The following is a 21,015-nucleotide window of genomic DNA, read 5'->3' as shown; positions in this document are numbered from 1 at the left end:
GGCCCTCCCCGGTTCTCCGCCCCATCCGTCGGCTCGCTCAGCTGCAGCCGCTGGTGCTGCCGCAGCCCTCGCAGACGTAGCAGCTACCGGCCGGACGCATCTTGGTCCCGCAGGTCATGCACAGCGGGGCGTCGGCCGTACGGCCCTGGTGGCTCTCCAGAGACGTGCGGGACTCCTCCGTGGACGGTGACGATTCGTCGGCCGTCCGTACGGGCTTCTTCTCCTCGATCGGCGCCGACTGAGCCAGGGCCGCGGTGTCCACGACCTCGCTGAGAGCGGCCGGGTCCTCACCGCGCTGCTCGGCCATACGCTCGGCCGCCGACAGGACACCCAGGGCGGCGCGGTCCTCGTACGACAGGTAGTCAAGGGCCAGCCTACGGAAGATGTAGTCCATGACCGACTGCGCCATCCGGACGTCCGGGTCGTCGGTCATCCCGGCCGGCTCGAACCGCATGTTGACGAACTTCTGGACGTAGCTCTCCAGCGGCACGCCGTACTGCAGGCCGATCGAGATGGCCACGGAGAACGCGTCCATCACGCCGGCGAGGGTCGAGCCCTGCTTGGACATCTTGAGGAAGACCTCGCCGAGGCCGTCGTCGGGGTAGGACGAGGCGGTCATGTACCCCTTGGCGCCGGCCACTGTGAAGCGGGTGGTGATGCTCGGCCGCTGGTTCGGCAGCCGGCGGCGGCGCGGACGCGGCACCTCGACGACCTGGACGGCCGGCTTCTCGTCCTTGGCCTCCGCCTCCTCGGACGTCTTCTTGGCGGCCGAGAGCGGCTGTCCGACCTTGCAGTTGTCCCGGTAGACGGCGAGCGCCTTCAGCCCGAGCTTCCAGCCCTCCAGGTAGACCTGCTCGATATCGTCCACACTGGCCGATTCGGGAAGGTTGACCGTTTTTGAGATCGCGCCGGACAGGAACGGCTGGGTGGCCGCCATCATCCGGACGTGGCCCATCGGGGCGATGGCCCGCTCGCCCATCGCGCAGTCGAACACCTCGTAGTGCTCCCGCTTGAGGCCGGGGGCGTCCACGACGTGGCCGTGCTCGGCGATGTACTCGACGATCGCCTCGACCTGCTCTTTCTGGTAGTCCAGCTTCCGCAGCGCCCGCGAGATCGTCTGGTTGACGATCTGCATGGAACCGCCGCCGACGAGCTTCTTGAACTTGACCAGCGCCAAATCGGGCTCAATACCCGTAGTGTCACAATCCATCATGAGCCCGATAGTTCCCGTGGGCGCCAACAATGAGGCTTGTGCGTTCCTATATCCGTTTTTCTCTCCGATGCGAAGACCGTCCTGCCACTGCCGAGTGGCCTCGGCGTGGATGGCCTTGTCCATGTCATCGAGCGTGCGCAGGTCGTCGTTGGCCGCCGCGTGCTTGCGCATGACCCGCTTGTGCGGCCCCGCGTTGCGCTGGTAGCCGTCGTACGGTCCGACGATCCCGGCGAGCTCGGCCGAGCGACGGTAGGACACGGCGGTCATCAGCGAGGTGATCGCCGCGGCGATCGCCCGGCCGCCCTCGGAGTCGTACGCGTGGCCGGTGGCCATGAGCAGCGCTCCCAGGTTGGCGTACCCGATGCCGAGCTGCCGGTATGCCCGGCTCGTCTCGGTGATCTTCTCGGTCGGGAAGTCGGCGAAGGTGATCGAGATGTCCATCGCGGTGATGATCAGCTCGGTCAGCTTGACGAAGTCCGCGATGTCGAAGGCGCCGTCGTCACGCAGGAACTTCAGCAGGTTGATCGACGCGAGGTTGCACGAGGAGTTGTCCAGGTGGAGGTACTCCGAGCAGGGGTTGCTCGCGGTGATCCGCCCGGTCTCCGGGCAGGTGTGCCAGTCGTTGATCGTGTCGTCGTACTGCAGGCCGGGGTCGGCGCACTCCCACGCGGCCTGGGCCATCTTGCGGAAGAGGCCCTTGGCGTCGACCTCCTCGATGATCTCGCCGGTCAGCCTGGCCCGCAGGCCGAACCCGTCACCGGCCTCGACCGCCCGCATGAACTCGTCCGAGACGCGGACCGAGTTGTTGGCGTTCTGGTACTGCACGGACACGATGTCCTTGCCGCCGAGGTCCATGTCGAAACCGGCGTCGCGCAGGGCGCGGATCTTGTCCTCCTCCCGCGCCTTGGTCCCGATGAACTCCTCGATGTCCGGGTGGTCGACGTCGAGGACGACCATCTTGGCGGCCCGGCGGGTCGCGCCGCCCGACTTGATGGTGCCGGCCGAGGCGTCGGCGCCGCGCATGAAGGAGACCGGGCCGCTGGCCGTGCCACCGCTGGACAGCAGCTCCTTCGACGACCGGATGCGGGAGAGGTTGATCCCGGAACCGGAGCCGCCCTTGAAGATCACCCCTTCTTCCTTGTACCAGTCGAGAATCGCCTCCATCGTGTCATCTACCGACAAAATGAAGCACGCCGATACCTGCTGAGGGGAGGCGGTGCCGACGTTGAACCACACGGGGGAGTTGAAGCTGAAGACCTGGTGGATCAGGGCGTGCTTGAGTTCGTGATCGAAGATCTCCGCGTCCTCGTCGGTGGCGAAGTAGCCGTGCTCGACGCCGGTCCTGGTGTAGACGCCGACCACCCGGTCGACGAGCTGCTTGAGGCTCCACTCGCGCTGCGGGGTGCCAACGGCGCCGCGGAAGTACTTGGTGGTCACGATGTTGGCCGCGTTGACCGACCAGAAGTCGGGGAACTCCACACCGCGCTGCTCGAAGTTGACCGAGCCGTCGCGCCAGTTCGTCATCACGACGTCACGGCGCTCCCAGCGGACCTCGTCGTACGGATGCACTCCGGGGGTCGTGAAGACTCGCTTGATCTTCAGCCCCTTGCGCGAACGCCTGCCCCCGCGATCCCCCGCGCCGGTCGCGGTGCCGTTCGCGATCTCCGTCATGACTTCCCCCTTCTAGGGGCCCGTGGAGCCCCTTCGTGTCGGACCACGTGCCTGCCTTGTTCAGACTGCTCAACCACTGAGACTGCTCAACCACTGAGACTGCTCACCCGCGTCGCTCACCCGCGCTGCCCAATCACGCCATAACCACATCGTCGCGCCGCCATGCGGCCTCGGATCGGGCTATCGCCCGTCAGCGGCGGCTCGCGCGTCTCTGAGCTGCTCGATCTCCGCCTCGAAGTCGGCCAGCGTCTCGAATCCGCGGTAGACGGAGGCGAAGCGCAGGTAGGCGACCTCATCGAGATCCCGTAGCGGGCCGAGGATGGCCAGTCCCACCTCGTGCGAGGGGACCTCGGCCGCTCCCGTGGCCCGGATGGTCTCCTCCACCCGCTGCCCGAGCTGGGCCAGCGAGTCCTCGCTGACCGGCCGCCCCTGGCAGGCCCGCCGCACCCCCGCGATGACCTTGTCACGCGAGAACGGCTCGGTGACCCCGCTGCGCTTGCTCACCATCAGCAGCACGGTCTCCTGCGTGGTGAACCTGCGCCCGCACTGGGGGCAGGAGCGCCTGCGGCGGATGGCCGCTCCGTCCTCTGTCGATCGGCTGTCTATGACCCGCGTGTCCGGATGACGACAGAACGGGCAGTACACGCCATCGCCTCCCTCAACGCGTCCCTTGACACCACATAGCGTGAAACCACAGGTCTGAAACCACGGGTTTAACCACAAGTTCTAGGGAACTTACACCGATGTGACTACTAGATGTTGTGGTCCAACCGTAAGAGTGCCCGACCTTGAACGCAAGTTGGCGAGCACATCGGAATCGAAGTCCCTGTTCACCTCGGCGTGTCGCGGCAGGCCCCCCGGACCGGCCGACCATACCCCGGCCGCACCCCTGCGACATCCCCGACAGCACTCCCGGCCGGCGTCACGGGCGGACTCTCAGGCGGCCCGGTCGCCGAGGCCGCGAAACACGCGAGACACGAGTCCGGAAATCACCGCGACGCTTTCCTTATCCCTCCCGACATCCCTCCCCTTCGCGTACGAATGCTCAGAAGAAGGAGAATCTAGAAAGTCGAACACGATGTCGATCGAACTCCCGTACGATGTGACGGAACGCCAGGATCTGCGATTTAGCCAAAAATCGAACAACTGTTTGATGATGATCTTGAATCGCGATACGGTCGCCCTGAGCAGTGCAGAAACCCTGAGCAACGCAGGGAACACGGATTGAGAGGTGGCATCGTGAGTGACCGAAGCGCCAAGGCGGATGACGCAGGCGACCTCGCGGTTCGCAGGCGTGACTCGCTTGGCCTCACCCCGAGGCAGCGCAAGATCCTTGAGGTGATCCGGGATTCGGTCCAACAGCGCGGCTATCCGCCGTCGATGCGGGAGATCGGGGAAGCGGTCCATCTGACCAGCACCTCGAGCGTGTCACACCAGCTCACGGCGCTCCAGCGTAAGGGGTATCTGCGCCGTGACCCGCACCGCCCCAGGGCTCTGGAGGTCCGGCTGCCCGGCGAGCCGGTCCTGTGGGTGGACCCGGACGCCGCCCAGGAGGAGGGGGGCTTCAACCGCCCCACCGCCGCCTTCGTACCGCTGGTCGGCCGGATCGCCGCGGGCGGGCCAATCCTCGCCGAACAGAGCATCGAGGACGTGTTCGCGCTGCCGAAGCAGCTCGTCGGCGAGGGCACGCTGTTCCTGCTCCAGGTGTCCGGCGATTCCATGATCGAGGCGGCGATCGCGGACGGCGACTGGGTCGTCGTGCGGCAGCAGCCGGTGGCGGACAACGGCGACATCGTGGCCGCGATGATCGACGGCGAGGCCACGGTGAAGACCTTCAAGCGCAAGGACGGGCACGTGTGGCTGATGCCGCACAATCCGAACTACGAGCCCATCCCCGGCGACGAGGCCACCGTCCTCGGCAAGGTCACGGCGGTCCTGCGCAAGCTCTAGTGCGGTTTCCCGTCGCTTCGCGGTCCGAGCGCGCCGCGAAGCAGCGGATTAGGGTGGTCCCGTGACTTATGAGTGCGATGTGCCGGATGACCTGGATCGGCATGGCCGGGATTTACATGGCCTGGATTCACTCAATGTGACCGCCTGCCGTGCCCGTGACGGGATCAAGTGGGGGGTCGTTCCCCAGGACGTGATCCCATCCTGGGTCGCAGACATGGACTTCCCGATCGCCGACGTGATCAGTGAGGCCATCGCACGCCGCGCCGCCACCGACCTCGGCTATCCCACCTGGCTGGAGCAGCCCGGCTGTGGCCCGCTGGCGGACGCCTTCACCGACCGTATGGAGAGCCGGTACGGCTGGCGCCCCGACCCCGGCCACGTCAGGACCTACACAGATCTCAATCAGGCGCTTCAGGTGCTGCTGCATCTGACGACCCGGCCGGGCGACCCGATCGCGTTGCACATGCCGGCCTACAACTCGTTCCTCGAGACGCTCAGAGACATGGGCAGGCGGGTGCTGCCGATCCCGATCGGGCCGGACGGCCGATTCGAGGTGCCGGACGAGCCCGCGCCCGTGCTGCTCCTGATCAACCCCCAGAACCCCTCAGGCCGTGTCTTCACCCAGCCGGAGTTGGCCGCGCTGGCCGAGTACGCCGAGCGTCACGACGCACTTGTGATCTCCGATGAGATCCACGCCGACCTCGTCTACTCCCCCGCCCGTCATATCCCCTTCGCCACGATCCTGCCCGAGCGCACGGTCACGCTGACCTCGGCGTCGAAGGCCTTCAACATGGGCGGCGTCCACTGCGCGATCGCCCACATCGGGGCGGAAGCCGTACGGACGGCCCTGGACGGCCGGCCTCCGCACATCTACGGTGCGCCGGGCGCGCTGGACGTCGAGGCGACGGTCGCGGCCTGGCGGCACGGCGATCGGTGGCTGGAGGAGGTCCTGCGGATCCTGGACCGCAACCGGCAACTGATCGCTGAGCGGCTCCCCTCCAGGGTCGGCTACCGGATGCCCGAGGGGACCTATCTCGCATGGCTGGACCTGTCCGCGTACGGATCCCCGGTTGCGACGGACGCCGCGGGTTTCCTGGAGCGGGAGGCCCGGGTCAAGGTCGGCCCGGGCCCCCTCTACGGCGGCGGCGATGCCTTCGTCCGCCTCAACTTCGGGACGTCGGAGGCGATCCTGGAGGAGATCCTGGCCAGGATCTCCTCCGCTCTCGCCTGACGGGTCACGGCAGCGGCGGCAACTCGGGCGGGGCCGCCGGTTGCCTCTCCTCCAGCGCCGCCAGAGCCAGCTCCACCGCCCGGGCCAGCTGCGGGTCCCGTCCGGCGACCAGGTCCTGCGGCGTCACGATGACCTCGACGTCCGGGTCGACACCGTGGTTCTCCACGCCCCACCCCTCGCCCTCCAGCCAGAACGAGTACCGCGGCTGGGTGACGACGGTCCCGTCCACAAGCGAGTACCGCGAGTCGATGCCGATCACACCGCCCCAGGTCCGCGTGCCCACGAGCGGCCCGATGCGGCGGTTCTTGATCCCGGCGCTGACGATGTCCCCGTCCGACCCGGCGAACTCGTCGGTGACGGCCACGACGGGCCCGCGAGGTGAGTCCTCCGGGTACCGCGTCGGCTCGTACCCCCGGGCCAGCGACCACCCGGTCACCCTCCGCTGCAGCTTCTCCAGCACCAGTTCGGAGACATGACCACCGCCGTTGTCACGGACGTCCACGATGAGCCCGTCGAAGTCCATCTCGGCACGCAGGTCCCGGTGGAACTGCGCCCACCCGGTGGACATCATGTCCGGCACGTGCAGGTAGCCGAGCCGCCCGCCCGACGCCTCACGCACGAACACCCGCCGTCCGGCCACCCAGTCGTGGTACCGCAGCTGCGTCTCGTCGGCGATGGGCGTGACGACGACCCGACGGGTCTCGCCGCCGGAGCCGGGCCGGACGGCCAGCTCCACGGGCCGCCCCGCCGTACCGGACAGCAGTGCCAGCGGCCCGCGGACCGGATCGACCGGGCACCCGCCCACGGCGACGATCGCGTCGCCCTCCCGGACGGCGACGCCGGGCGCGAGCAGCGGTGAGCGGGCCTCGTGATCGGAGGACTCCCCGGGCAGGATGCGGCTGATCCGCCATATCCCGTTCTCGTCCCGGGCGAGGTCGGCGCCGAGCAGGCCCTGACGGCGCCTGGGATCGCGGGCGGTGCCGTTTGGCCGCGCATAGGCGTGGGAGGTGGCCAGCTCGCCCTGGACCTCCCAGAGCAGGTCGATCAGCTCGGAGTAGGCGCCGATCCGCTCCACGAGGGGGGCGTAGCGGTCGAGCGTGCCCGGCCAGTCGACGCCGTTCATGTCCGCGCGCCAGAAGTGGTCACGCATGAGCCGCCCGGCCTCGTTGTAGGCCTGCCGCCACTCCGCGACCGGGTCGATGGTCACGGCCACCCGATCCAGGTCGATGGTCACGACCTCGTCGTCCTCTCCGGTGGCGCGGGTCTGCAGGCCGCCGCCGCCGGTGGCCACCAGGCGCGTGCCGTCGCCGCTCACCTCGAAGGCGCCGAACTCCCCGCCCAGCTCGGTGACCTTGCGCTTGGTCAGGTCGTAGCGTTCCAGGACCGGCGCGCCGGGCTCGGTGCCGTCGCCGAGCTGCCCGCCCAGTGGGTGGCACAGCCACAGCAGGCCGTCCTTGGCGGCACGCAGGTTGGAGTAGGTGCCGGCGGGTACCGGCACGGGCACGATCCGCGCCGCCAACCCGTCGGCATCCACCTCGGTCATCGGCGGCGGGTCGGACCTGCCGTCGTTCTTGGCGGCCTTCTTGCCGTCGTTCTCGGCGTCCGAACCGGCGTCGTCCTCCCCGCCCCAGCCACGGCCCGCGAGGGAGGGGTCGAACGGCGAGGGCGTGGTGGCCTTGAGCGGCACCAGGTACGGCCGGCAGCCGGAGGGGAAGGACAGGTCGAAGACGTGGGCGTCGTAGACCGGGTCGAACGTGCGGTCCGACAGGAAGGCCAGGTACCTGCCGTCCTTGGTGAAGGACGGGCTGTAGTCGTTGAAGCGCGGCGGCGTCACCTCGATCGGCGGCACCGCGATCGAGGTGCTGCCGTCCACGCGGGCCAGCTTGAGGTGGCGGCGCTCGGCCTGGTAAGCGTGCGCCCAGGCGAGCCAGGCCGAGTCCGGCGAGAACGTCAGGCCCTGCACGTCGCCGTGGGTGGTGCGGTCCAACTCGCGGACGTTCCCGGAGTCGAGGTCCACCACCAGGAGCCGCCCGTCGTGGGTGGCGACCGCGACGTGCTCGCCGTCCGGGGCGGCTGCCAGGTCGAGCACCCGGCCGACCTGACCGGCGGCCAGCGTACGGACCTCACCGCTCAGTGTTCCGAGTTCCAGTGTTCCGAGTTCCAGGGCGCCGATCTCCAACGCGTCCTCTCCGGAGGCGTCCGACACCCAGACGGCCCGGCCGGCGTCGCCGAGCGGCCGCGGCAGCCGTACCCGGACTCCGGGCTCGGCGCGCAGCACCCCCGCGGGGCCGTCGCGGTGGGTCAGCCAGTGGGCGGTGCCGCGGATCTCGACCGCGCTGGCCCGCCCGGTGCGGTCCGGCGCGAAGCCGCCGACCCTGCTCGGCGCCGGCCGCCTGGCCCTGGCCGGGCGCGGCCCGCCCAGAATGATGTCCAGCTTGTACGGCTCGGCTTCCAGGCTTTCCAGCAGCCACAGGTCGCCGCCGAAGCCGTAGACGACGCGTGAGCCGTCCGACGCGGCATGGCGCGCGTAGAAGCCGCGGTGCGTGGTGTGCCGCCGCAGGTCCGAGCCGTCGGGCAGGCTGGAGTAGAGGTTGCCGTCGCCGTCGGTGTCTGCGAGGAAGGCCAGCCGCCCCCCCACCCACATGACCGACCAGTGCTGGGCGGGGTTGTCGGCGAACAGGCGGGTGAACTCGCCGTCGCCCGTGGCGTCCACCCAGATCTTGGCCGCGGTGCCGCCGCGGTAACGCTTCCACTGCGACGGCTCGCGCCACACCGCTGAGACGGTCGCCACCATTCGGGCGGCTGGGGTGCCGCTGACCGCGGCCTCGCTGACCCTGCCGTACGGCAGCGCCGTCGCCGGGCCGCCGTCCAGCGGAACCGCGTGGGCCCACAGCCGGGAGCGTGAGCCGTGGCCCGCGGCGGTGACCGCCAGCACGTTCCCGTCCTCGGTCCAGCCGCGCACACCCGTCGTGGCGTTGCCCCAGTGCGTGAGCCGCTCGCTCTCGGCGCCTTCCAGATCGGCGGAGAACACCTCGGGCTCCCCCTCGCGAGTGCTCGTCCACGCGATGCGCGTGCCGTCGGAAGAGAACCGGGGGTGAGCGACCGCGACCCGGTCTGCCGTGAACCGCCAGGCCCGACCGCCGCCCACGGGCGCCAGCCAGACGTCGTCATCCGCCACGAAGGTGAGAAGGTCACCATTCAGGTGGGGGTATCTCAAGTATGCGCCATTTCCCACATCCGCACCTTACGCGGCGTGGGAGGTCCGGCGGCGACCATTTCCGGCGAGCTGTGATGTCCGCGGTGCGCGCGGTCGCGCCGTACCGGTTCTTCCCGGACACGGCGCGACCGCCCTTTTCAGCAGGTCGCAGGGCTCAGCGGGTCACGGGACGATGTTGACGAGCTTCGGCGCGCGGACGATGACCTTGCGCGGCGCCCCGTCCAGGTACGGCCGGACCTTGTCGGAGGCGAGGGCCAGCGACTCCAGTTCGGCCTCGGCGATGTCCGGTGCGACGTCCAGCCGGTCGCGCACCTTGCCCGCCACCTGGACGACGCAGGTGACGGACTCCTGGACCAGCAGCGCGGGTTCGGCGACCGGCCAGCCCACCGTGGCGACCGACGGCGCGTGGCCGAGCCGCTCCCAGCCTTCCTCGGCCGTGTACGGCGCGACCAGCGAGAGCATGACGGCCAGGGTCTCGGCGGCCTCGCGTACCGCCGGGTCGGCGGCGCCCGGCCCGGAGTCGATCGCCCGGCGGGCGGCCGTGGTCAATTCCATCATGCGGGCCATCGCGACGTTGTAGCGCTGCGACTCGATCAGCCGGGTGACCTCGTCGATGGTGCGGTGGGTGACCTTGCGCAGTTCCTGGTCGCCCGCCGCGAAGCCGGCTCCCGGAGCGGAGGCCGCGCCGGCCTCGGCCATCACGCGGTAGGCGCGGGCCAGGAACTTGTGCGAGGCGGCCGGGGAGACGTCGGCCCAGTCGATGTCGTCCTCCGGCGGCCCGGCGAACAGCATCGTGAACCTGACCGCGTCCACGCCGTACGCGTCGATCTGCTCGCCCAGGTCGACGCCGTTGCCCAGCGACTTGGACATCGCCTTGCCCCGGTTGATCACCTGGCCCTGGTTGAGCAGGCGCAGGAACGGCTCGGTGAAGTCCACCATGCCCATGTCGTACAGGACCTTGGTGAAGAACCGCGAGTACAGCAGGTGCAGCACCGCGTGCTCGACACCGCCGACGTACTGGTCGATCGGGCCCCACTCGCGTACGCGCTCCACGTCGAACGGGCCGTCGGTGTAGCCCGGGGCGCAGTACCGCAGGTAGTACCACGAGGAGTCGACGAACGTGTCCATCGTGTCGGTGTCCCGCCTGGCGGGGCCGGAGCACTTGGGGCAGGCGACGTTGACCCACTCCTCCGCGCTCGCCAGCGGGGAGACCCCCTTGGGCGCCAGCGCCTCGCCGCGCATGTCGGGCAGCGTCACCGGGAGCTGGTCGTCGGGGACCGGGACCTCGCCGCAGTCGGGGCAGTGGATGATCGGAATCGGGGTGCCCCAGAACCGCTGCCGCGACAGCAGCCAGTCACGCAGCCGGAAGTTGACCGTAGCCCTGCCGGTGCCCCGCTCGCCCAGGATCTCGATGATCTTCTGGATCGCCTCGACCTTGGACAGACCGTCCAACGGCCCGGAGTTCACCAGCGTGCCCTCGCCGGGCGTGGCGACGCCGGTCTCTCCCGGGTCGGCCAGGCCGGTATGCACGACGACCTTGACCGGCAGACCGAACTTCCGCGCGAAGTCGAGGTCGCGCTGGTCGTGCGCGGGCACGGCCATGATCGCGCCGTGGCCGTAGTCGGACAGCACGTAGTCGGCCGCCCAGACCGGGATGCGCTCGCCGTTGACCGGGTTGATCGCGTAGATGCCCAGGAAGACGCCGGTCTTCTCCTTCTCCGTGGACAGCCGCTCGATGTCCGACAGCTTGGCGACCTGCGCCTTGTAGGCGGCCAGCGCCTCCCGCTGCTCCGGCGCGACGATCTCCTCGGCCAGCGCGGCGTCCGGGGCGACCACGAAGAAGGTGGCGCCGTACAGCGTGTCGGGCCGGGTGGTGTAGACGGTGACCGGCTCGTCGCGGCCCTCGATCTGGAACTGGACGTCCGCACCCGTGGAGCGGCCGATCCAGTTGCGCTGCATGGTCAGCACCCGCTCGGGCCAGCCGCCCTCAAGCTGCGCCATGTCGTCGACCAACCGGTCGGCATAGTCGGTGATCTTGAAGTACCACTGGGTCAGCTCGCGGCGGACCACCTCGGCGTCGCAGCGCTCGCACCGCCCGGCGACGACCTGCTCGTTGGCCAGCACGGTCTGGTCGACCGGGCACCAGTTCACCAGGCCACCGTTGCGGTAGGCCAGCCCGCGCTCGAAGAAGCGGATGAACAGCCACTGGTTCCAGCGGTAGTACTCCGGGTCGCTGGTGTGCAGCCGTCGCGACCAGTCGAACGACACGGCGTACCGCTTGAACGAGTTCGCCTGGGTGTCGATGTTCGCGTACGTCCACTCGGCGGGGTGGGCGTTGCGCCGGATGGCGGCGTTCTCCGCGGGCAGGCCGAAGGAGTCCCACCCGATCGGGTGCAGGACGTTGTAGCCCTTCTGGAACCAGTAGCGGGCCAGGACGTCACCGATGGCGAACACCTCGCCGTGACCCATGTGAAGGTCACCGGAGGGGTAGGGGAACATGTCGAGCATGTACCGGCGCGGCCTGGGGTCCACGGGGCCCTCGACGGCGGCGAAGGTGTCCAACTCCTCCCACCGCGGCAGCCACTTGGCCTGCAGCGCCTGGGGGTCATACACCGGTTCGTCCACTTCCACTCCTCGCCCGGCGGCTGGTACATCAGCTGTCACAGCATCAGATGTTCGGATCCCCGCTCCGCGAGATCCCCGCTCCGGCATGGGGACGCGCCGGCGGCCCGAGATCGCGGGCTGCCCGAACAGGGTGGCGGAGCGCCAATAAAGACTAGCGCAGGCGGCAACCGGATCGCCGACGACCAACCCGGGCTGACGTCGCAAGTCAAGCTACGATACCCGATGGTGACAGATCCGTTGTGACCTCTTATGTCCTATTAGTTTACTGTCTTCGCTGTGGCCGACACCTTCCCGCCGTCGGGCCTGCCGATGCAGGACCCGCCCACCGACCCCTCGGGCGAGCAGTTTCGCGGGGCATTCTCCGGTTTCCCCGCGACACCCCCCGCGTCACATGAGAGCATGCCAGGCACCCCTAATCCGGGCATGATCGCGGGAGGTAGCATGCCGCCGGACCACAGCGAGCCGCAGCGAGCACCCGCGTGGCCCGAGATTCCCCGCTCGGAACCCGGAGGCTCGCCCTTCACGCCCACGGTCCGGTCGTTCATGGCGGCCTCACCCCACTCCGGCCCGGAACAGCTCGGGCCAGGGCGGCATCCGGGGCAGCACGGGTCAGGTCAGCACGGGCCGGGTCAGCACGGGCCAGGACTGGCCGGGGACCCCGACCGCACCGCGCACATCGACCACCAGGGACACGACGGCTACCAGGGACACGACGACCACCAAGCCACCCCCTCCCGGTCACGCCCCCAAACCGGCCAACCGCAATCCGGCCACCGCCAGACTGGCCATCTCCAATCCGGCCATCCCCAATCCGGCCATCCCCGATCCGGCCAACCGCAGGCCGCCCGGCCGCAGGCACCTGCCGGACCGCCGATGCCGTCACCGCCGCCCCCGCCGCCGGATGATCCGTACAAGCCGTTCGTGACGGCGGGTCAGATCAGCGGGCCGAAGACCCCGCCCGCGCACCGGCAGCAGGAGCTGTGGAACACGGTCTTCGGGGAGAACTACGACGCCATCGACGAGTACGAGGACGACGAGGGCGGCCGGCCGGTCTGGCTGTTCGCACTGGGCGGCTCGGTGCTCGTCGCGCTGGTCGGAGTGCTGGTATGGGCGTTCGTCGCCGGCCCGCTCAGCTCGTCCAGCGAGGCCGACGCCGAACCGGCCAAGCCGTCCGCCAAGCCGTCCCCCTCGGTGGTCGCGAAGCCGCAGTCGCGCTTCCCCACCCTGCCGAGGTTCAAGGGCACGGCCTCGCCCGTCAACGGCGCCGTCGCCGACCAGACGGCCCGGATCTCGGTACCCAAGCTCGGCGGAAAGTGGCGGCTCGATCCGGACAACCAGACCGTTCAGACCAAGTACGGCTTCACCGCCAGGCAGTACGTCCCGGGGGTCCCGGGAGAGCAGGAGGCCCAGGTGATGTGGGGCCCGCTGTCGCAGTCGCTGGCCGCGAAGTACACGACACCGGACAAACTCGGCCCGGTGGTCAACGCGGTGGCCAAGTACGCGCGGCAGGCGCTGCTCCCCAGGGGCAACAGGGCCACCAAGATCGCCCAGCAGAAGCTGACGCGCAAGGGCAAGACCGGCCTGCTGTCCGCCTACAAGATCACTTCGGGAGTCGATGAGACGACCATCGTGGTGGCGGCGCTGGACACCGGTGGTGATCTGCCCGCCGTCGTCTACATGGCGGTCCCCGAGTCTCAAAGCGACCTGCTGCCCGACATCAACACGGTCTTCCGGTCGATCCGCCCGACCGGACAGTGAGCGGGGCGGAAGTAGGGCGCGAGTAGGGCGAACCTTTCGGCGAGCTGAGCCGTCCAACACTGCGCTAAAGCCGAAAGGAAGAACTGATGAACTCGCGCATCCTGCCCGGCCTCGCTCTGGCCACCGCACTGACGATCCCCGCGGTGGTCACCCCGGGGGCCGCCCTCGCCGACACCTCCGCTCACACCTCCGCTGCCGGTGCGGTGGCGGCGCCGAAGCCGCTCGCGGGCGTCGCCGTCTACCTGAGCTACGGCAAGGGCTATCCGATCAGCCGCTACGAGCCGGGCAGGGGCTTCACCAAGCTGGGCGGCGCACCTGACACCTTCCAGTTCGCCGCCTCCCCGGACGGCGAGAAACTCGCCTGGATCACGATGGACGGCAGGGTTCACGTCGGATCCGGGCGCTCGGCCAAGGTCGTGGCCAAGGGCGCCGACGCCGGCGCCCCCTGCGCCACGCCGGTCTGGTCGCCCGACTCCGCGCATGTGGCGTACCTGGGCAGGAGCAACGCCGACGCGTCGCCGCTCATGATCGTGAAGGCGGACGGGACGGGTGCCCGCAAGGCGGGCCGGACGCGCGGCGTCTGCCACCTCGCCTGGTCGGGTGGCGGCTGGCGTCTCGCGGGGTACGCCGGGACGACCGAGGGCGTCTACACGCTCGACCTGAAGTCCGGGAGATCCGCGCGGGCCAAGGGCGTCAAGCTGGCCAACCACGTGCAGAGCCTGTCACCCGACGGCAGGAAGGTCGTGGTGCACGCGCTGTCGCCGGCCGCGCCCGGGGGCGACGGGGTCTGGCCGACGGCCTTCAACCCGACGATCTTCGACACCGTCACCGGCCGGCGCGTGCCCATCCCCGTCAGGGGAACCAAGCTGGGCGCGTTCTACCTGGAGGACGGCCGCCTGGTGGTCCGCGTCGCCGGCCGCGCGCACAACACGCTGGTCGTGCTCGACTCCGCCGGAAGGGAGCTGCAGCGGCTCGCCGAGCCTGCTCGGGCACGGAGACTCGGCCTACTCCAGATCGTTAAGTGACTTGCATCACAGAGTGTGATACCTACCGGTAGGTATGGGCCATCGGCACATAGCACCGGAATACGGGTCTGCCGAACAGCGAACCCGAAAATCGAAAACGAGGAGGGGCAGATGCTGAACCTGTCCGTCGTGCTGGAGGACAGCGCCAGGGAGCACCCTGACCACACGGCCGTCGTCTACGGAGACCTGCGCCTGCCCTACTCCCTCGTCGATTCCATGGCCAACCAGGTCGCGAACCTACTGGTCTCACGCGGGATCGGCCGCGGCGACAAGGTCGCGCTGGCCTGCCCCAACCTGCCGTACTTCCCGTTCGTCTACTTCGGGATCCTCAAGGCGGGGGCGATCGTCGTCCCGCTCAACGTGCTGCTCCAGACCCGGGAGATCACCTACCACCTGGACGACTCCGAGGCGAAGGCGTTCTTCTGCTTCGAGGGCACGCCGGAGCTACCGCTCGGCGAACGCGGACGGGAGGGCTTCGAGGGGGCGGCGGGCGCCGAGCACTTCTTCGTGCTGCCCGCGACCCCGCTCGCGACCGAGTCCCCGTACGGCGAGAGCGTGTGGGCGGCGCTCGACGGCATGCCGGGGACGTTCGAGACCGCGGCGACCTCGGCGGAGGACACGGCGGTGATCCTCTACACCAGCGGAACCACCGGGCAGCCCAAGGGGGCCAAGCTCAGCCACCAGAACATGCTGATCAACGCGATGGTCAGCGATGAGATGTTCCCCAGTCACGAGCGGAACGTCTACCTCGCCACGCTGCCGCTGTTCCACTCGTTCGGGCAGACCGTGGTCATGAACACCGGGTTCCGGCGGCACGCGACCGTGGTTCTGATGCCGCGGTTCGAGCCGGCCGCGGCACTCGAACTCATGACCAGGGAGAACGTCACGTCGTTCGCGGGGGTGCCCACCATGTACTGGGCCATGCTCACCGCGGTACGCACCGGGCAGGGCGACGTGCCGAAGTCCCTGGTCACCGCGGTATCCGGTGGTTCCGCGCTGCCGGTGGAGGTGCTCAAGGACTTCTCCGCGACTTTCGGCGTCGGCATCCTGGAGGGCTACGGGCTGTCGGAGACCGCACCGGTGGCCTCGTTCAACCAGCCGGGCAGGCCCGCCAAGGCCGGCTCGATCGGCACTCCGATCTGGGGCGTGGAGATGCGGCTCGTCGACGCCGACTGGAACACGGTCGACGACATCGGCGAGATCGCCATCCGCGGGCACAACATCATGAAGGGCTACTACAACCGTCCGGAGGCGACGGCCGAGGTCATGCGGGACGGCTGGTTCCGCACGGGCGACATCGCCCGCCGCGACGAGGACGGCTACTACTACATCGTCGACCGGGCCAAGGACATGATCATCCGAGGGGGTTTCAACGTCTACCCTCGAGAGATCGAGGAGGTCCTGATGACCCACCCGGCGGTCTCACTCGCCGCGGTCGTCGGTGTCCCCCACGACTCCCACGGCGAGGAGATCAAGGCGTACGTCATCCGCGGCCCGCAGGCCTCCGTCTCCGAGGAGGAGCTGGTGGCCTGGTGCCGGGAGAACATGGCGGCCTACAAGTACCCGCGGATCGTCGAGTTCCGCGACGCCCTGCCGATGACCGCCACCGGAAAGATCCTCAAGCGCGAGCTGCGGTAGGACGGCCGTCAGGGCCAGCCGAGGGACGGGCGCAGCGGAACCTGTGACCGTCCCTCGTCGTCGAGCCTGACCCCGAGCACCTGGTGGAGCTGCACCTTGTTGCGCTCGAACCCGACCACGCAACCGGCCATGTAGAGCCGCCAGACCCGGGCGGTGCCCTGGCCGACCTCCTCGACCGCCTCGTCCCAGTGCTCGTCGAGGTTCTCGCACCACTCGCGCAGGGTCAGCGAGTAGTGCTCGCGCAGGTCCTCCTGGTGACGGATCTCGAAACCGATGTCCTCCATCTGGCGGATCAGGTGGCCGACGGACTCCAGCTCGCCGTCCGGGAAGACGTACTTGTTGATGAAGCCGCCCTTGTTGAAGGTCTTCTCGGTGCCGGTCGGGCGGGTGATGCAGTGGTTGAGCAGCCGCCCGCCCGGCCTGAGCCTGCCGTACAGGAAGGAGAAGTAGGACGGCAGGTTGTCCTTGCCGATGTGCTCGGTGAGGCCGATCGAGCTCACCCGGTCGAAGTCCGTCTCGGGCACGTCGCGGTAGTCCATGTGGCGGACCTCGGCGAGGTCGGACAGCCCGGCCTCGGCGATCGCCTTCTGCGCCCACTCGGCCTGTTGCCGGGAGAGCGTGACGCCCAGGGCCTTCACGCCGTACTCCTTGGCCGCGTGCATGACCATGCCGCCCCAGCCGCAGCCGACGTCGAGCAGCCGCATCCCCGGCTGGAGGTCCAGCTTCTTGGCCACCAAATCAAACTTGGTGTACTGCGCCTCCTCCAGCGTGGAGTCCTGTCCCGGAAAGACCGCGCAGGTGTACGCCATAGAGGGGCCGAGGACCCACTCGTAGAACCGGTTGGAGACGTCGTAGTGGTGTTGGATCACCTCGGCGTCGCGCTGCTTCGCATGGCGGCTGCCCAGTTTCGCCAGGGTGCTCTGCCGCATCTCCTGTGGCGGCGGCTGGACGCGCATCATCAGCGGCTTGATGCCGAGCGACCGGACCGCGTCGATCTTCGCGCGCAGCGGCAGGTCGTTCAACGTCAGCGACCACATGCGGTCGAGCAGGGTGTACGTGTCGCCGTGGATATCGATGTGCCCGGCGATGTAAGCCCGGGCCAGGCCGAGCTCTCCCGGCGCCTGCGCCAGGTAGGCCACCGCGGCGGGGGTCTTCACCTCGATCGTGACGTCGGCGTCCGCCGGGCCCGTCGCACTGCCGTCATAGGCGGTCAGGCGAATGCCCGTATCGGCACCGACGATCTTCTCGAAGATCTTCGCAAGAGACAATCTGCACCTCTCCCGGCTGTTGGGGTCCCGGCTGTCGCGTTACCGCCTATCTACCCCGGACGCACTTGTCATACAGGTCGAGCAGCCGCTCGCCCGGGTCGTACGCGCGCTTGACGGGCCAGTAGGCATCCCCGTTGTACAGCCGCCAGAACTCCTCCCGTTCGTAGAACGAGGTCGAGTACAGCGACTTGTGGCCGTCGAGCCGGTGTACGGCATGCTCGATCAGTCGGTTGTAGTAGCCGTCGAACTGGCCACGCGGCAACGGGACCATGCCCCAGAAGCCGAAGTTGACGTAGAGGCGGCCCGGCTCCAGCGGATACAGCGACCATTCGGTCGCGGCCTTGAGCGGGCACATCCACACCGGCTTCATGCCGACCTGACGATGGAAGAAGTCGAGGAACTCCGCGCCCCGCTCAACCGGCACCTCCACGTCCTGGATGACCGACTCCTGCACGGGGTTGCCGCGCCAGCGGTCGACGCGGGCGGTGAGGCCGTGCCGCTGGTCGAGCCCCACGAGCCTGCGGTAGACGTCCGAGCGGAGCCATCGGCGCGGCACCAGCGAGCGGACCAGCGGCTGCTGCACGCCGAATGCACGCGAGCACCAGAACCAGTCGGTGTCCCATCGCCACAGGTAGTCGCGGATGGTCAGCCAGTCGCGGGAGCGGTTGCGGATCGACTGGTAGTAGATCCGCATGCCGGTGTAGTCGGAGGTGTAGGGCGCGCGGTCCGAGAACGTGCCAACGGTGACGTACATCTCGTTCGGCCCGAAGTATGTGCCGTCGACGAAGTCGACCGGCTCGCCGTCGTGCACCCGGCTCTCACAGATCTCGTGCATGGTCAGCATGCACTTGTCCGCATCGGCGAACCGGATGTGGGTCAACCGTACGAACGGCTTGACCGGGAGCAGCTTGATGCGGATCCGCAGGGCGTAGCCGAGCGTGCCGTAGGAGTTGGGGAAGGCGCGGAAAAGGTCGGCGTGCTCGCCCTCGGCCCGCGCCACGACGACACGGCCGTCGCCGGTGAGGATCTCCAGTTCCTCGACGGACTCGTGCGGCAGGCCGCGGGCGAAGCTGGTCGACTCGATGCCGAGGCCGGTGACCGCGCCACCCAGCGTGATCGTCTTGAGCTGCGGCACCACGTACGGCATGAGCCCGTACGGCAGGGTCGCGTCGACCAGGTTCTCGTACGTGGTCATCCCCTGGACCTCGGCCGTCATGCTCTCGGGATCGACCTGGATCACCTGGTCGAGGTCACGGGCGGACAGCGCGGCCGTCTTCGTGGGCGTGCGGAAGCGGAACAGGTTCGTGGTGGCCTTGGCGAGGCGGGGCGCGGCATCCTGCGGGATGGCCGCGTAGGACTCCCTGATCTGCTCGACTGCCTTCGTATGGGCGGTCATACTGGCCGTGCGGTCTGGCATGGAACCACCCCCTGGATCGCGAGATCGCCTCTTGAACGCTATCCCCCGAGAACTTCGCAGACCAGAGCTGACACGTTACGCCCGTGAAAACTCTCCGGCATCGCCTGCGAAGCAGGGGGATCCGGGTGATCGTATCTCTTTTCGACTCGCCCGCCGATACCGGGCCCCGATCTACAGACCCGATCACCGGGATTCGTGCGACTCAGGCCGACCGAAGCATGTTCTACTGGGCGCGTTGAAACACGACCTGGAGCGACCGAGCGCGGAGGACATCATGGAAGAGCCCCGGAGGGGTCCGCTGGCCGGGGTGCGGGTGCTGGAACTGGCCGGCCTGGCGCCCGGGCCGTTCGCCGGCATGATGCTGGCCGACCACGGCGCGCAGGTGCTGCGGATCGACCGGGTCGGGGCGGTCGACGACAGGCCCCGCCGGGACGTCATGGACCGCGGCAAGCGCACGATCGGGCTCGACCTGAAGTCACCCGAGGGCGTCGCGGCCTTCAAGAAGCTGGCCGCCGGGGCCGACGTGGTGATCGAGGTGTTCCGGCCGGGCGTCGCCGAACGGCTGGGGATCGGCCCGGCCGACCTGCACACGGTGAACGAGCGGCTGATCTACGGCCGGATGACCGGCTGGGGTCAGCGGGGGCCGCTCGCGCCGGCCGCCGGGCACGACATCGACTACATCGCGGTCTCCGGGGTCCTGTCGCTGCTGGGCCGGGCGGGCGGCAAGCCCACTCCGCCCATCAACATCCTCGGCGACTTCGCCGGCGGGGGCCTCATGCTGGCCTACGGCGTGCTGCTCGCCCTGTTCGAACGCGAGCGCACCGGGCGAGGCCAGGTGATCGACGCCGCGATGGTGGACGGCGCCGCACTCCTGTTCGCGATGTTCTACGCGGGCGTGGCCGGCGGCCACTGGGGGCCGCGCGGGACCAACCTGCTGGACACCGGTGCGCCGATGTACGACACGTACGAGACGGCCGACGGGGGGTTCCTCGCGGTCGGGCCGCTGGAGCCGCGGTTCTGGACGGAGATGCTCGACCGGATGGGTCGGCTGGTGGACATGACGGATCTGCCGAACCGGGACGACCCGGCGAACTGGCCGAAGCTGCGCGAACGGCTCACCTCGGCCTTCCGGTCCAGAACCCGGGCCGAGTGGGAGCAGGTCTTCGAGGGCTCGGACGCCTGCGTCTTCCCCGTCCTGGACATGAACGAGGCCGCGGCGCATCCGCACAACCGGGCGCGGGAGACGTTCCTGGAGATCGGCGGCGTCCTGCAGCCGGCCCCGGCACCGCGCCTGCTCGGCAGTGAACGACAGGGGGGACACGGAGACCGTCTGGCCCCGGCCATCCGGCTCCACGACCTGACCGAGTGGGGCCTGCCGGACGATGAGGCCGAGGCACTGCGCACGGCCGGAGTGCTGGCCTGATCAGGATCCTCGGTCAGGATGCCGGGTCGGGATTTCGGGTCAGGATTCTCAGAAAGACGGCAGGACCGCGACGTAGATGTCGACACCCCCGGGATGATGCACCTCGAGGTCGGTGGTGTGGGCGCGGGCGGGGGTGCCGCCCGACTCCGTGTGCTTCCACACCTGCTGCCACGTCTCGAGCAGCGCACCCGGCATCGGGCCGCGTGCCTCGAACAGCATGGCCGGCACGCCGGGGACCCGCACGGCGACCATGCCCTCGGGCAGCCGCGCCGCCGTGCGCACGGCGATGCCGACGATCTGGGTGTACGCCCCGTGGTGGTCGCTCTCGTAGTCGGTCAGCACCGCGTAGAGGTGCTCGTCAACCCGGCCCGGCACGTGTGCGAACGCTCCCGCGGCCCCCGCCCGCGCCCACAGTCCCGGCAACTGGGCGCGGGCCGGGTCGGCCTCAGCGACGTTGGTCGTCCGTACGGCATAGCCGACGACGAGCACCTCCGCCCGGTCAACGATGATCACGGTTTCTCCTAATGAGTGTTAGAGAGTCGCCATCCGGCAGACTCGGGACTGGTAGCCACCGGTAGG

At 69.1% G+C, this 21,015-nt stretch carries 13 protein-coding genes; 6 read left to right on the top strand and 7 right to left on the bottom strand.

The window, feature by feature from the left end; translation table 11 throughout:
- Window positions 1-37: 37 nt before the first annotated feature.
- Complete coding sequence (locus tag ACFHYQ_RS04055) at window positions 38-2,884, bottom strand: vitamin B12-dependent ribonucleotide reductase (RefSeq protein ID WP_394299707.1); 2,847 nt, start codon at window positions 2,882-2,884, stop codon at window positions 38-40.
- 180 nt (window positions 2,885-3,064) lie between these two features.
- Window positions 3,065-3,529: a transcriptional regulator NrdR gene (gene nrdR / locus ACFHYQ_RS04050; RefSeq protein ID WP_394299706.1), complete on the bottom strand. Its 465-nt coding sequence runs from the start codon at window positions 3,527-3,529 to the stop codon at window positions 3,065-3,067.
- A gap of 591 nt (window positions 3,530-4,120) precedes the next feature.
- Here nrdR and lexA point away from each other — a divergent pair.
- Window positions 4,121-4,834: a transcriptional repressor LexA gene (lexA, locus tag ACFHYQ_RS04045; RefSeq protein ID WP_394299792.1), complete on the top strand. Its 714-nt coding sequence runs from the start codon at window positions 4,121-4,123 to the stop codon at window positions 4,832-4,834.
- A 136-nt stretch (window positions 4,835-4,970) separates the two neighbouring features.
- Complete coding sequence (locus ACFHYQ_RS04040) at window positions 4,971-6,065, top strand: MalY/PatB family protein (RefSeq protein ID WP_394299705.1); 1,095 nt, start codon at window positions 4,971-4,973, stop codon at window positions 6,063-6,065.
- Between the two features lie 4 nt (window positions 6,066-6,069).
- Here the strand turns inward: ACFHYQ_RS04040 and ACFHYQ_RS04035 are convergent, their stop codons facing one another.
- Both ACFHYQ_RS04035 and leuS read right to left on the bottom strand, forming a co-directional pair.
- Entirely contained in the window at window positions 6,070-9,300 is a 3,231-nt protein-coding gene (locus ACFHYQ_RS04035; protein WP_512701465.1) for a S41 family peptidase, read from the bottom strand.
- Between the two features lie 144 nt (window positions 9,301-9,444).
- Complete coding sequence (gene leuS / locus ACFHYQ_RS04030) at window positions 9,445-11,907, bottom strand: leucine--tRNA ligase (protein WP_394299703.1); 2,463 nt, start codon at window positions 11,905-11,907, stop codon at window positions 9,445-9,447.
- Between the two features lie 873 nt (window positions 11,908-12,780).
- Between leuS and ACFHYQ_RS04025 the strand changes: the two genes are divergently transcribed.
- The 3 genes from ACFHYQ_RS04025 (at window position 12,781) to ACFHYQ_RS04015 (ending at window position 16,328) form a co-directional block, all read left to right on the top strand.
- The gene (locus ACFHYQ_RS04025) at window positions 12,781-13,665 is read left to right on the top strand and encodes a hypothetical protein (RefSeq protein ID WP_394299702.1); all 885 of its coding nucleotides are present in this window, start codon (window positions 12,781-12,783) and stop codon (window positions 13,663-13,665) included.
- An 86-nt stretch (window positions 13,666-13,751) separates the two neighbouring features.
- On the top strand, window positions 13,752-14,690 hold the full coding sequence (locus ACFHYQ_RS04020) for a TolB family protein (RefSeq protein WP_394299701.1): 939 nt from the start codon (window positions 13,752-13,754) through the stop codon (window positions 14,688-14,690).
- A gap of 111 nt (window positions 14,691-14,801) precedes the next feature.
- Window positions 14,802-16,328: a long-chain-fatty-acid--CoA ligase gene (locus tag ACFHYQ_RS04015; RefSeq protein ID WP_394299700.1), complete on the top strand. Its 1,527-nt coding sequence runs from the start codon at window positions 14,802-14,804 to the stop codon at window positions 16,326-16,328.
- 8 nt (window positions 16,329-16,336) lie between these two features.
- Here the strand turns inward: ACFHYQ_RS04015 and ACFHYQ_RS04010 are convergent, their stop codons facing one another.
- Together ACFHYQ_RS04010 and ACFHYQ_RS04005 are read right to left on the bottom strand one after the other, a co-directional pair.
- Entirely contained in the window at window positions 16,337-17,596 is a 1,260-nt protein-coding gene (locus tag ACFHYQ_RS04010) for a class I SAM-dependent methyltransferase (protein ID WP_394299699.1), read from the bottom strand.
- 46 nt (window positions 17,597-17,642) lie between these two features.
- Window positions 17,643-19,013, bottom strand: a complete 1,371-nt coding sequence (locus ACFHYQ_RS04005) for an FAD-binding oxidoreductase (protein WP_394299698.1) — start codon at window positions 19,011-19,013, stop codon at window positions 17,643-17,645.
- Window positions 19,014-19,287: 274 nt separating this feature from the next.
- Between ACFHYQ_RS04005 and ACFHYQ_RS04000 the strand changes: the two genes are divergently transcribed.
- Entirely contained in the window at window positions 19,288-20,436 is a 1,149-nt protein-coding gene (locus ACFHYQ_RS04000; RefSeq protein WP_394299697.1) for a CaiB/BaiF CoA transferase family protein, read from the top strand.
- A 48-nt stretch (window positions 20,437-20,484) separates the two neighbouring features.
- Here the strand turns inward: ACFHYQ_RS04000 and ACFHYQ_RS03995 are convergent, their stop codons facing one another.
- Complete coding sequence (locus ACFHYQ_RS03995) at window positions 20,485-20,949, bottom strand: GyrI-like domain-containing protein (RefSeq protein WP_394299696.1); 465 nt, start codon at window positions 20,947-20,949, stop codon at window positions 20,485-20,487.
- Between the last annotated feature and the right edge of the window lie 66 nt (window positions 20,950-21,015).

The organism is Sphaerimonospora cavernae, assembly GCF_042435035.1.
In the GTDB taxonomy this organism is placed as follows: Bacteria; Actinomycetota; Actinomycetes; order Streptosporangiales; family Streptosporangiaceae; genus Sphaerimonospora; species Sphaerimonospora cavernae.
The sequence above is the reverse complement of the archived record's forward strand: the minus strand, read 5'-3'. Positions and strand labels throughout refer to the sequence as shown.

Excerpts from the sequence above, each read along its gene's own strand:
- ACFHYQ_RS04055 (WP_394299707.1), bottom strand. The coding sequence starts at position 2,884 with ATGACGGAGATCGCGAACGGCACCGCGACCGGCGCGGGGGATCGCGGG.
- ACFHYQ_RS04025 (WP_394299702.1), top strand. The coding sequence starts at position 12,781 with ATGCCGTCACCGCCGCCCCCGCCGCCGGATGATCCGTACAAGCCGTTC.
- ACFHYQ_RS04020 (WP_394299701.1), top strand. The coding sequence starts at position 13,752 with ATGAACTCGCGCATCCTGCCCGGCCTCGCTCTGGCCACCGCACTGACG.
- ACFHYQ_RS04015 (WP_394299700.1), top strand. The coding sequence starts at position 14,802 with ATGCTGAACCTGTCCGTCGTGCTGGAGGACAGCGCCAGGGAGCACCCT.
- ACFHYQ_RS04005 (WP_394299698.1), bottom strand. The coding sequence starts at position 19,013 with ATGCCAGACCGCACGGCCAGTATGACCGCCCATACGAAGGCAGTCGAG.
- ACFHYQ_RS04000 (WP_394299697.1), top strand. The coding sequence starts at position 19,288 with ATGGAAGAGCCCCGGAGGGGTCCGCTGGCCGGGGTGCGGGTGCTGGAA.